Source organism: Lapidilactobacillus mulanensis (genome assembly GCF_003946215.1).
GTDB lineage: Bacteria > Bacillota > Bacilli > Lactobacillales > Lactobacillaceae > Lapidilactobacillus > Lapidilactobacillus mulanensis.
This window is the reverse complement of the sequence record NZ_RHOW01000021.1, coordinates 25,347-37,282: the sequence shown is the minus strand read 5'-3', so window position 1 is coordinate 37,282 and position 11,936 is coordinate 25,347. Positions and strand designations below refer to the sequence as shown.

Genomic DNA, 11,936 nt, shown 5'->3' with positions numbered 1-11,936 from the left:
AAAACTCCTTCCTAAGTGTACAAGCTTTGATTATTTGCTTGTCTACTTAAGTAGGAGTATAGCCGAATTTCTTCTGACCCGGGCGCTTTTTAATTACCACTTATTATTTCGATATTTGCGCACGTAATTTAATTGACGTGCGGCTAAGAATAATTTACGTTTACTGCTCTTATCTCCACGATAGAACAGGGGGTTCCCCCACTGTTTCTTTTTGATCAGCTGGCGACATTCTTGATTGATTTGCGGATCAGGCACGAAATCACGTAAGACTTTCTTAGGAACGATCGTGAATAGAAAGGTCTTGTCATTGTATTCGATCGGTTGGTCCAATTGATCCACGCAATCATCCACTAATAAAGCGGCCATGTTGTGCCCGGTTTGAGTAATATAATAACTGGAGCGACCTTGGCGAATATTGATTTCAAATAGTTTATATTTCTGATCGCGCTTATCATATTTAAGATCGAAGTTGGCAAAACCGGTATAACCGATTTTCTCCAATAATGCCTGCATTTTTTGCATTAAGGGTAAATTATAACGACTGATGATTCCCGTATAGTTGCCAATTGCGGTCGGTGTGTGTTCTTGCAACACAACCTGGCCCAAGGCAACCAATTTAACTTTACCCGCTTGGTTCGCATACAAGACGCCATCCCACATGTCCGTGTCTTCACCAGGAATATATTCTTGGATGATCACTTCATCATCATACTTGGCCTCGTGTAATAAATTCAGAACTCGATTAACTTCTTCTTCGGAATGAACTCGGTAAATTTTCTTCTTGCCTTCGAAATGAAGATCATAGTATTTCACGACATTGCTAGGCTTGATGATCAGTGGATACTTTACCTGATCGTCATGATAAGGCGCCGTTATTTCTCGACAATCGAAATAAGACGTTCGCGGATAATCAACACCAAGCTCTTCGCACAGTTGATAGAAATTTTTCTTATATTGCAGCTGATTCATGATTTCGAGCGTCGGATAATTGAAAACATAATATTGCCGCAAAAAATCGGCGTTCTCCACAATATAGCGCACGTACATATCACTAGTACCGATCAGCAACAACTTCTTACCAGGTTGCTGATACTTCTGGGCAACTTCCGCTAGAATTTTAGGAAATTCAGTCGGTTCGTGTAATTTAGGGTAATATTCGATGGTTCCAGGAATCGTGCTGTATTCTGTGAACGAAAGTGGTGCTGAACCAACTAGGATCGGGTGGATCCCATATTGTTCATGAAACGAGATCGCCACGTTATAGGTATTGATGTCCGTGCCGACAATGATCGGTATAAAATTAAGCTTTTGCATAAGTGCCTCCAAGAAAAAATCAATAAACACTCATGATTATAAGGGAAGGTCAAATCATAATCAAATTGACCAACAAAAAAGTTCGCACCTGCGAACTTTTCTCAAATATTTTTAGCATGGCGTTATAGCGGTGCTTCACTTAGCGCGACAATGCCCGCACTAATGCGTCGATCATATGAGTCACTTCGATTTTTGCAATCGGGCGATCAAAAAATAAATAATCGATCACGGCACCACCGATTACCGACCAGATCAGTCGCATGATTTCGTCGTTGTTCCAATTGACGATCATATGATTTCGCTTCATGGTATTTAACTGCGACTTAAGATCTTTCAAGAAACTCGTGGGTAGGCTTTGCATATAATGCGTGCGCGTTTCTTGATTGTAGGCCAGCTCGGCAATAAAAATTTTAAGTACTTTTTTATTCTCGACCAGAAACCTCATCCGGTTGATCATAAAGTCGCTGATAAAAGCATGCAAAGAAACCGGGGTTCGGTTGGTCTCAACATCCAATAAACTCGCGATCGTTTGCGGAAACACCATGGAGACAACAGGCTCGATGATGGCATCAAGCAATCCCTGCTTGTTACCAAATTTGCTGAATATATTTCCTTCAGAGACACCAGCTTGGTCGGCGATTTCTTTAGTGCTGGCATTAGCGTAACCTTTTTCAGAAAAAATATCGATTGCCGCAATGAGAATCCGGATTTGTTTGTCGGTGAAATTTTCCAAAGCTTGGGCATCTTGAAATAGTTTCAAATCACTTGCCTGTGCCAAAAATAAACCTCCCATGGTTGACCACTAGTTATAAAAGAATCATTTGTTTGAGTGAGCACTCAATATAATTCATTATACAAACCCTTTTATTTTTGTCAAGGAATCACATGAACAAGCCTTGTTTTGATTAAAAGTTTGCAAGAAAGCCTTCTCATGGGCATTTACGATTCATAATTCCTTGACTCCAATTCGTGCGGGTGTATAATACTTTTCGGAGACCGATTGAGTATACACTCAATATATTCAACCTGAATTTCTAAACCAATAGAAAAGAGGGCTTTCGCATGAAAGTTGACAAGGAAACAGAGAAGACACCAATTTTTGTTGAGGAAGAGGGCGGCAAGAGCCTCGACGAAATCAACGGTAGTATCAAGGTACCAGAAAACGCTGGGTTCTGGAAAACATTACTCACCTATACTGGTCCGGGGATTTTAATCGCAGTTGGATACATGGATCCTGGTAATTGGATCACGTCGATCGCCGGTGGTGCGCAATTTAAATACACACTGCTAACTGTCGTTTTGATGTCCAGTTTGATTGCTATGCTCCTTCAAGCCATGGCTGCTCGATTAGGCGTGGTCACGGGTAAAGATTTGGCGCAGCTGACAAGTGAACGCACTTCGAAGCGGACCGGGATCGTTTTATTCATTATCACTGAACTCGCGATCATGGCGACCGATGTGGCCGAAATCATCGGTTCTGGTATCGCCTTAGAATTAATTTTCAAAATTCCGTTGATCGTCGGTATCTTGATCACAACCGCCGATGTCTTAGTGCTATTATTACTCATGAAATTAGGGTTCCGAAAAATTGAAGCCATTGTTGCGACATTAGTTGCCGTTATCCTACTCGTCTTTCTATACGAAGTTGCTTTATCTAATCCGGATATGAAGGCCGTCATTGAAGGCTATATTCCTTCGACGAGCATCGTCACCAACAAATCAATGTTATATCTTGCCTTAGGTATTGTCGGCGCCACCGTTATGCCTCATGATCTTTATTTAGGCTCATCTATCTCGCAAACGCGTGCAGTCGATCGGAAAAATCGTAAGGCAGTTGCGAAAGCTTTGAAATTTACCACCATCGATTCTAACATCCAATTGACGATCGCCTTTGTCGTTAACAGTCTCTTGCTGATCTTAGGGGCGTCTTTATTTTATGGGACTAACAGTTCAGTCGGCCGTTTCGTCGACCTGTTCAACTCCCTCGGTGATTCACGTATTGTCGGCGCCATTGCCAGTCCTGTGCTCAGTATGTTATTTGCCGTCGCGCTGTTATCTTCAGGCCAGAGTTCAACCATTACTGGAACACTTGCCGGTCAAATTATCATGGAAGGTTTTATTCACTTAAGAATGCCACTATGGGCACAGCGTTTACTCACGCGTCTGGCATCTGTTCTCCCCGTTTTAGGATTTGCTTTCTACTATCACGGTAACGAAGCCAAGATCGAAGGGTTACTCACCTTTTCTCAGGTGTTCTTAAGTATCGCGTTACCATTTGCCATTGTCCCATTAGTTATTTTCACCAGTGATAAAAAATTGATGGGAGAGTTCGCAAATCGCGCCTGGGTCAAGTACACGGCCTGGATCATCACCGTCATTCTAATTATCTTAAATGTTTATCTGATCCTACAAACAGTCGGCTTATTCTAGTCCAAACAAGTGCTGATCGTTGATTTGAAAATGAATTTAGCACTTTTAGACTGATTTCGACCCACAATTATGAAATCGATTGAGGAAAATCATTATGATTCATTCAACCAGTACGAAAAACCATTATCAATGGGTTCAAACGGATGCCATGACCCCAGCAGAGCGAGAAAAGCTCCAACATAAGTTCAAGCTGACTAACGAAATGCTGACCTATGTTACCGATCAGGATGAAAGTCCGAACTATGTTTACGACGGTGATTTAGATCAGGAACTGGTCATTGTCCACGTGCCTTACGTGATCGATCCCGATCATTTCCGCTATTTAACACGACCGGTCAGCTTTTTGATCCATCAAGGCGCCCTGTTTACGTTTAACGAGAGTAGCCTGCTTTGGGTCAATCAGATTTTCGATTCGGCTAATCAGAATCTAGAAATTAAATCACCCGAAACGTTTATCTTGCGATCCCTATTTGAATTGATGGATAGTTATATTCCCATCATCAAGGCGATCACTAAGAAACGGAATCAACTCGATAAACTGCTGAATAAAGATGCGAAAAATAAAGACTTACTAGAACTCTCTTATCTGCGCCAGACGCTAACTTTTCTGCTCAGCGCCATTCAGTCTAATCACACGGTGTTAATGCGGTTGAGTAAAAATCATTTCACGGCCGATGCGGATCAGAAAATGCAAGACTTATTGGAAGATGCCACCATCGAAGCCGAGCAGGTTCAACGTATGATCGAAATCGAGACACAAGTCGTTGATCGGATTGCGGATACGTTTGATAGTATTGTCAATAATAATTTAAACGACACCATGAAAGTTTTGACGATTTGGTCACTGACAATGGCGGTGCCAACCATTATCACCGGCTTCTATGGTATGAATGTGCGTTTACCATTTGCAAGCTCACATTCATCATGGTTAGTTGCGATCGGCTTGTCTCTACTAGGCGTCGCGTGGTTATTAACCGCCCTGAAAGTCCATCACAAAATGTAATTTATTAAAACTATTTACTGCTCAACAAAACAATAGGTCCCAAATCGGTCAGATGTGACCGATTTGGGACCTATTGTTTTTGTTCATTTAGCTTTGAGAAACTAATTTACTTTTCAAAATCCTTGAGCATCCGACTAATTTGCGCATCAGACCGCACAATGATGACCGAACATGGGGCATAACGAGCCATGTAAGCCGCGTGCGTTCCGATCGTCCGGTGACCAGGTTTCGTTTCCGAACCGATCACTAATAAATCTGGGCGGAAACTCGGGACGATCTCTTCAACAATTTCGTGACTAGGATTGCCTTCACCCAATAATGGTTGCACATCCATCACGCCGAATTCCCGCGCCTTATCACAATAAATATTTAAATCTCTAGCAATTTCAGCACGCCGTTTCGCTAAAACGTCTGGTGACAAGGATTGAAAAATATTCAGATCCCCTGTCTCCAAAATCATCGTCACTGCCAGCGGAATATTATATATTTTTGCTACCGTACAAGCATAATCAAATGCGCGCCGTGAAGAAATAAAATCATCATCATCGACCGCAATTAGAATACGTGAATAATGCATGGTTGAAACATGATAGTCTGCTAAATCTTCCATTACTGCTCACCTCGCCTTAATTATACGCCGTTTCGAGTTCAGCTACCACTCGTTGCCTCACAAGTTCAGAACAAAACGCGGCGTTGATCGCATTTAAATTAAATTGCTGAAACTGTGCCTTAGTAATACCGAAATTTTCTTGCCAGAGCGCATATTCATGAGTCAAGTTCGTGTTAGAAACCGTGCGATTGTCTGTATTGATGGTGATTTTAACCTGATTATCTAATAATTCTTGAACAGGATAATCTTGAATATTAACAACCGCCTTAGTTTGCAAGTTACTCGTCAAACACATTTCCAAAACGCCACCGGCTTGACTGACTTGCTGTTGCAGATCCGGATGGCTACCCAACGCCACGCCATGACCAAAGCGCCGAATTCCCAGCGCCAGTGTAGCCATCACATTATGAACACAATGACTTTCACCGGCATGCAACGTCAGTGGAATCTTTAATTGTTGCGCAACTTTAATCGCAGGCTCAATTTCTTCTGTCGGAAAGTCTGCTTCGTTACCCGCGAAATCGCCACCGACTAAACCGTCGCCTAAAAATGGCCGCGCTGCGCGAAACATGTTCTCGCTACGATCATTCGGATATTGGCGCATGGCACAAACCAACACGCCCGATTCCACCCCGAAATCCGCGCGAGCGCGGTGCAATCCTTTGATCACCGCGGCAATCGCGCCTTCAATACTCAGTTCCTTTTCGGTAGAAAAATCTGGCGCGAAACGAACTTCAATGTAACGGACATTTTCAGCAGCACATTGCTGGATAACATCATAAGCCGCGAGTTCCAAGGCTGGCGCTGTTTGTAAAAGTGGTAAGATCACGTCAAATCGTTTCAAATAATCTAATAAATTTTCAACATCGTCGGGCACACTGACTAATTTTCGCAGATCTGCATCGGTTGCGGGCAATTCGACCGACGCCATTTTGGCTAGCTGTCGGATTGCCTGCAAAGATAATGAACCGTCTAAATGGCAGTGCAGCTCAACTTTTGGTAATGCTTTTAATTCTTCAACGGATAACATGATCCACCTCGATCTCTTAGTAACTCCAAGATAGCGTTTTTTTAGAAAAAATTCAACTTTAGTTGTTTGAGGATTGAAACGTTATGCATTGATAGCTTTAAAAATATTTCGTCTACCTTCGGTCGCGGCTGCGAGGGGCAAGTGACTGACTACTGTGGGGACGGTTCCAGGATTTTCCGAAACGTGTTCTGCAACATTGAAATCAGCATCTAAGAGATCAAGCCACGAAGAATGAGGCCCAATTCTTGTGTCTTGACGTCTTAGCTGTTGATTTCAACCCATGTTGCGCCACACTCTGGGGAAAGTCTTCCACCTCGATTTCGAGCTTTTTCTCAGTCGCAAGTGCAGCTCCTGATAAAAATCTCGAAATGCGCCCCTGCTGTAAGCGACGATGGCCCTGTCGCAACAGCAGTTTCACAGTGTCGTCACTTGCCCCACGCAGCCGCGACCTAAACTGGAATTGGTTTAGTGATGAACTGGAAAGAACTGGATTTGGGTGGAAGTAGTATAATTTCAACGCCGATTGCTTTGTTGTGGGAAATATAATCACGTTAGATATTTTGCCACTAAATATTTGAGTTGCTCAGAAAAAAATCATACGGTAGAAAGTCCAGTTCGGAATCCAAATACGCTCGCTAGAATAGGCCCACAGAATTTGCGGAAGAGAATGAACAGCACACTGTGATAATGGTCTTAGCGACACGGTTCACCGTCGCTTAGAGCATGGGAAATTTGAAGATCTTGCGGTTTGGGCAAGAGCTCCAAATTTAGGCGGAAGAATTTCCGGTCTTTGGAAATCCTGCAGCCGTCCCCACGAGTGGGCTGTTCATTCTCTGGAGCAAATTCAAACTGCAATTACCCGCAATCCAAATCTGCTTACCAGAATAGGCCCACAGAATTTGCGAAAGAGAATGAACAGCACACTGTGATAATGCTCTTAGCGACAGAACCACCGTCGCTTAGAGCATGGGAAATTCGGAGATCTTGCGGGTTTTGCAAGAGCTCCAAATTTAGGCGGAAGAATTTCCGGTCTTTGGAAATCCTGCAGCCGTCCCCACAAGTGAGCTGTTCATTCTCTGCAGCAAATTCAAACTGCCCTTACCCGCAACCCACAATAGTTTTAACCGACGAAAAATTCGACAAAATTAAATAACCCCAGAAATATAACCCGAGCTAGTCGCACTCACCACCTAATTTTGTTAGAATGTGAATAGGTATCTATATTTGAGGAGGCTTCTTCATGAGAATGATCGATCTGATCGCTAAGAAACGCGATCATCAAGTTTTAACCACAGCAGAAATTGAATTTATTATTACAGAATACACCGCAGGCAACATCCCTGATTACCAAATGAGTGCGCTGCTGATGGCAATTTATCTCAACGACATGAATCACGACGAGACATCTGCGCTGGCAAAAGCCATGTTAAATTCCGGTGAAGTTTTAGATTTGACCATGATTCCCGGTATCAAAGTCGACAAACATTCCACTGGCGGTGTCGGCGACAAGATCAGTATTCCACTGGCACCATTAGTTGCGAGTGCCGGCGTTAAAAATCCGATGATTTCTGGCCGCGGGTTAGGTCATACTGGTGGCACGCTGGATAAATTAGAAGCGATCCCTGGTTATAACGTCGACGAAACCGTCGAACAGTTTATTGAACAAGTCCAAGAACACGGTACTGCAATTATTAGTGCCACTAAAGATGTCGCGCCTGCCGATCGTAAAATTTACGCGTTACGCGATGTAACTTCAACTGTTGAAGCGATCCCGCTAATTGCTAGCTCAGTCATGAGTAAGAAATTAGCCTCTGGCACCAACGCCTTAGTTTTAGACGTGAAGGTCGGCAATGGTGCCTTTATGAAGACCGAAGCGCGCGCGAAGCAGTTGGCAGAAACGCTAGTTGAAATCGGCCGCCAAAATAATGTCCCTTGTGTCGCCTACTTGACCGATATGAACCAGCCTTTAGGTTATACGATCGGAAACGCCTTGGAGATCAAAGAATCGATCGACGTTTTACGCGGCGAAGGTCCTGAAGATGTCACCGAATTGACCTTGATTTTAGGGGCAGAAATGTTGGTTCTCGCTAAAATTGCCGACACTACTGAACAAGCCCGCACAATTCTTGAAGGTAAAATCAAAGACGGCAGTGCTCTGGCGGCATTCAAGCAATTGATCACCGACCAAAACGGCGATGCTAGCATTGTCGACCATCCTGAAAAACTTCCGCAAGCTTTAACAACACTGGATATCACGGCCAAAAATTCCGGCTACATCACAGGCATGCAGACCAATGATCTCGGCTTAGCTTCCGTCAAACTCGGTGGTGGCCGCGCTAAGAAAGCCGATCTCGTCGATCCAGCAGTCGGCATTGTTTTGCACAAAAAAATCGGTGACTCGGTTAAAATTGGTGAAGCATTAGCCACACTTTATTTAAATGCCGCAGCACCACAAGAAGTGCAAGATCAAGTTTTGAATAGTTTTGAAATTGGTTCAGAAAAGCCTGAGCCGCTGACGTTGATTCACGAAATCATTCATTAACAGGGCAAACTTATGAATAAATGGCCACGATTGTTTACAAATCGGCGAATTCAACGCAATGAAGTGATTCGGCAACCCGGCACCTACCCCACGAAGCTGACCAACGCCAATGGCAAAAAAGTGCCGTACACGCTGATCGTCACCCAGGATCGGCAACAAATTTTTCTACCCCAACAAAAAGCGGACGGTTTAACCGGTCCGCTTTATTTTCGTAGTCACTCGAGTTATTTCAAGCGTTATAACTCGCTAGTTGAATTGCCCCTAGGTCCGCGCCAATTCGTCAAAAAATATTTACAGGATTTTGCCGTCAAGCTTAATCAACAGCTGGCGCCAGAATCGCTGACCATGGGGATCGTCACCGACACCCACGACAAAGCTGACGCCAACTACACTTATTATGGCGCCAATGGTCTGCAACACGTGCAGGAATTAAACTTGCTCGATGAGACCGGTATTTTAGACATCAAAGGACATTTAGGCGACGCCATCGACGGTTCCAATCGCCCAGCCATCAGTCAGATCCATCTCGGTCAGATTATTGCAACTTTAAATGAAAACAAGACTCCATTTTTCATGGTCAAAGGCAATCACGACGAAAACGACAAGTATGACGAGAAGTTTTTCCATGATCGCCCCAGTTTTGGCCCACAAACCTTCGGCAATATTGTTTATAAAAAGCTGTTTGCCCAAGCGCAAATCAACGTAATGGATTGGCAAAGTGGTCTCGGATATTTCGACAAGGGTGATGTGCGGGCAATTTTCCTCAACACCAGCGATGTCCCTTACCTTTTAAAAAATGACGGCACTAAAAAATACGACGTCAAGTTGACCCTAGCCATTCGCCAGCAACAGATCCAACGGTTGATTACATTGTTGGAACACAGCTTCGACAAAAAGATCGTCATTTTTGGCCACGCCAATTTAATCGACGCTGACGGTCAAGAAGCGTTGCAATATAATGGCCACGCGGTTCATGAATTGCTGGTCGCCTTCAATCGCAAGTTAAAGGGAAAATTGCAGCCACGACAAACCAACGCAGACTTTGCCGTCAATGCCAAATTCGACTTCACTCAGAATCGAAGCGGCCAAATTTGGGCTTATATTTGCGGCCATCGCCATCTGGAAACCGACTATCAGCAAAAGGGGATTCAGTATATCCTGCTGAATTGCAGCGCCTTGATGGGACCGGATCATCAGCTAACGACCCGCTTTAATAAAAATTGGCAACGTAAACAGGGGACGATCACGGAGTTTGCAGGTTATGTAATCGATGTGAGCGCGGATGCGCGAACAATTAACGTCTTCGGTTATGGTGCCGCCACGCCTGAGCGGCGGTTTACGTTTTGATATGACTTTTAAAATTGCTAACTGATTCTTGAAGGCTTTGTTTACGTGAGGTAGGATTTTGTTTGGTTCCGTCAGAACGCTCCAGAAAATAGTTGCGCCTCGCTGTGGGGATGGTATTTAAAATTCCCAACTGATTCTTGAAGGCTTTGTTCGCGTGAGGTTGGATTTTGTTTGGTTCCGTCAGAACGCTGCAGAAAAATGTTGCGCCTCGCTGTGGGGATGACTTCAAGCCTTTTGAAAACCGCAAAAGTCTTGAAGATCACCCTTGTTCTAGCGGGACTATAGTTTTGCGAAGAACTGCATTGTTAGTCAACATATCTGAGAATATTTAGGAAATAAGTTTGTCCCGCAAGAACAATTTCACTGCGAGTCGCAACTTTTTCTTCCGCGTTCTGACTCATCCTGGCAGTTTTATAGTGGTTACTCTAGTTAACGTCTAGCCCTGTACGACTGATTTGTACCGCAACTTTAATTTGTAGAGGACGAAATGCGGACTTGATTATCACACAAACTCTTAAGCTGAACTATTCTAGGTAATGGCGACAATGTCAATCACGCTTGAGGAACCTTGTTATTCCAATCCTAGCCTAAATGAAATAGGTTTAGGCAGAAGTTGCGGAAGAAAATAGTGGGATTGCAGTGGTAATTTTGTTAATGAGCGATTTTTGCGAATTTACAAAATGGGAAAATGTGAGATCCGGCGATTTTCCGGAGCTCACATTTTAGGCGGAAGAATTTCCGGTCTTTGGAAATCCTGCAGCCGTCCCCACAGCAACCTCCCACTATTTTCTGGAGCAACTTCTGCCGGAGGTAGATCAATCTTTACACACTTCAACGCCAGTTCTTTCAATGAGCCAAGAGCTATCTCCACAACACCTTCTGCCGAAGGTAGACCAAATATCTCAGCAAAAATAAAAAGCCGCTCGACCAATTTTTCATCCAATTGGTCGGGCGGTTTTGTCGACAATAAATTATTTCAATAATCAATCAAAAAATCAGTCTTAGGTCTTGTGAACTTTTTGGTGAGTATGCTATACTCTACCTTATTATTTGTTAGCATTTAATTTCAGGTCACTTTTTACAGCGAGTTTCAGCAACTGATCCACCTGCGCGCGCGCTTGCTCCCAAGTGTCGTTAACGATCACGTGAGCGATGTTTACCAAGGCTGGTGGGACTTCTAAGTCGCGCTTGAACTCTGCGCTAGATAACCGCTTTTCGATCTCTGCAGGCACATCGCCCCGCTTCTCCAACCGCGCTAGCAGAACTTGCGGATCAGAAACCGTCACGTAAATGACAACGAGCTGTTTTAACATCACGTCCGCATAAGCTTCGGCGCCTTTTGTTTCTAGCACTAAACTAACAAACGGTTGTTGCTGCCACGCTTTCTGCAAGGCTTCACGCGAAGAACCGTAGTGATAGCCGGAGTATGTAACCGACTCGATGTAATGATTTTTTTGAAAACCATCTTCGGTTTCAAAATAATAATCGCGTTCGTTCGCTTCATTAGGACGTGGCGGACGGGTGGTGTGCGTCAAGACACGCTGAATGCCATAATTATCGCGCAAATAATGACTGATCGTTGTTTTTCCCGTTCCAGATGCGCCAGTGATCACAAATAGCTTATTAGTAACTGCTTTACCCATTTTTACTCCCCAAACTA

The 11,936-nt window shown here is 43.8% G+C and carries 10 protein-coding genes; 4 read left to right on the top strand and 6 right to left on the bottom strand.

Features of this window, described 5'->3' with window-relative positions; genetic code table 11:
* Positions 1 to 93: 93 nt before the first annotated feature.
* Entirely contained in the window at positions 94 to 1,314 is a 1,221-nt protein-coding gene (locus tag EKM67_RS06645) for a carboxylate--amine ligase (RefSeq protein ID WP_125578250.1), read from the bottom strand.
* Between the two features lie 139 nt (positions 1,315 to 1,453).
* Positions 1,454 to 2,092 (bottom strand): TetR/AcrR family transcriptional regulator, encoded by a 639-nt coding sequence (locus EKM67_RS06640; protein WP_125578249.1) that lies wholly within the window; start codon positions 2,090 to 2,092, stop codon positions 1,454 to 1,456.
* A gap of 284 nt (positions 2,093 to 2,376) precedes the next feature.
* On the opposite strand from EKM67_RS06640, the gene EKM67_RS06635 reads away from it, so the two are divergent.
* Entirely contained in the window at positions 2,377 to 3,744 is a 1,368-nt protein-coding gene (locus EKM67_RS06635; protein ID WP_125578248.1) for an Nramp family divalent metal transporter, read from the top strand.
* A gap of 94 nt (positions 3,745 to 3,838) precedes the next feature.
* A complete protein-coding gene (locus EKM67_RS06630) occupies positions 3,839 to 4,747 on the top strand; it encodes a magnesium transporter CorA family protein (RefSeq protein ID WP_125578247.1) in 909 nt (302 codons plus the stop codon).
* Positions 4,748 to 4,853: 106 nt separating this feature from the next.
* On the opposite strand, the gene EKM67_RS06625 is transcribed toward EKM67_RS06630, so the two are convergent.
* Both EKM67_RS06625 and add read right to left on the bottom strand, forming a co-directional pair.
* On the bottom strand, positions 4,854 to 5,357 hold the full coding sequence (locus EKM67_RS06625) for a universal stress protein (RefSeq protein ID WP_225417331.1): 504 nt from the start codon (positions 5,355 to 5,357) through the stop codon (positions 4,854 to 4,856).
* A gap of 16 nt (positions 5,358 to 5,373) precedes the next feature.
* On the bottom strand, positions 5,374 to 6,387 hold the full coding sequence (gene add, locus EKM67_RS06620; RefSeq protein ID WP_125578246.1) for an adenosine deaminase: 1,014 nt from the start codon (positions 6,385 to 6,387) through the stop codon (positions 5,374 to 5,376).
* A gap of 1,240 nt (positions 6,388 to 7,627) precedes the next feature.
* Here add and EKM67_RS06615 point away from each other — a divergent pair.
* Both EKM67_RS06615 and EKM67_RS06610 read left to right on the top strand, forming a co-directional pair.
* Positions 7,628 to 8,929 carry a pyrimidine-nucleoside phosphorylase gene (locus tag EKM67_RS06615; protein WP_125578245.1) on the top strand — a complete coding sequence of 434 codons (1,302 nt, stop codon included), beginning with the start codon at positions 7,628 to 7,630 and terminating at the stop codon, positions 8,927 to 8,929.
* A 12-nt stretch (positions 8,930 to 8,941) separates the two neighbouring features.
* Complete coding sequence (locus tag EKM67_RS06610) at positions 8,942 to 10,276, top strand: metallophosphoesterase family protein (RefSeq protein ID WP_125578244.1); 1,335 nt, start codon at positions 8,942 to 8,944, stop codon at positions 10,274 to 10,276.
* Between the two features lie 715 nt (positions 10,277 to 10,991).
* On the opposite strand, the gene EKM67_RS06605 is transcribed toward EKM67_RS06610, so the two are convergent.
* Positions 10,992 to 11,207, bottom strand: coding sequence for a hypothetical protein (locus tag EKM67_RS06605; RefSeq protein ID WP_125578243.1), 216 nt, complete (start codon positions 11,205 to 11,207; stop codon positions 10,992 to 10,994).
* A gap of 115 nt (positions 11,208 to 11,322) precedes the next feature.
* On the bottom strand, positions 11,323 to 11,919 hold the full coding sequence (locus tag EKM67_RS06600; protein ID WP_125578242.1) for a guanylate kinase: 597 nt from the start codon (positions 11,917 to 11,919) through the stop codon (positions 11,323 to 11,325).
* Between the last annotated feature and the right edge of the window lie 17 nt (positions 11,920 to 11,936).

Coding starts and splice junctions, on each gene's coding strand:
- EKM67_RS06625 (WP_225417331.1), bottom strand. CDS start 5,357: ATGGAAGATTTAGCAGACTATCATGTTTCAACCATGCATTATTCACGT.
- EKM67_RS06600 (WP_125578242.1), bottom strand. CDS start 11,919: ATGGGTAAAGCAGTTACTAATAAGCTATTTGTGATCACTGGCGCATCT.
- add (WP_125578246.1), bottom strand. CDS start 6,387: ATGTTATCCGTTGAAGAATTAAAAGCATTACCAAAAGTTGAGCTGCAC.
- EKM67_RS06635 (WP_125578248.1), top strand. CDS start 2,377: ATGAAAGTTGACAAGGAAACAGAGAAGACACCAATTTTTGTTGAGGAA.
- EKM67_RS06630 (WP_125578247.1), top strand. CDS start 3,839: ATGATTCATTCAACCAGTACGAAAAACCATTATCAATGGGTTCAAACG.
- EKM67_RS06645 (WP_125578250.1), bottom strand. CDS start 1,314: ATGCAAAAGCTTAATTTTATACCGATCATTGTCGGCACGGACATCAAT.
- EKM67_RS06615 (WP_125578245.1), top strand. CDS start 7,628: ATGAGAATGATCGATCTGATCGCTAAGAAACGCGATCATCAAGTTTTA.
- EKM67_RS06610 (WP_125578244.1), top strand. CDS start 8,942: ATGAATAAATGGCCACGATTGTTTACAAATCGGCGAATTCAACGCAAT.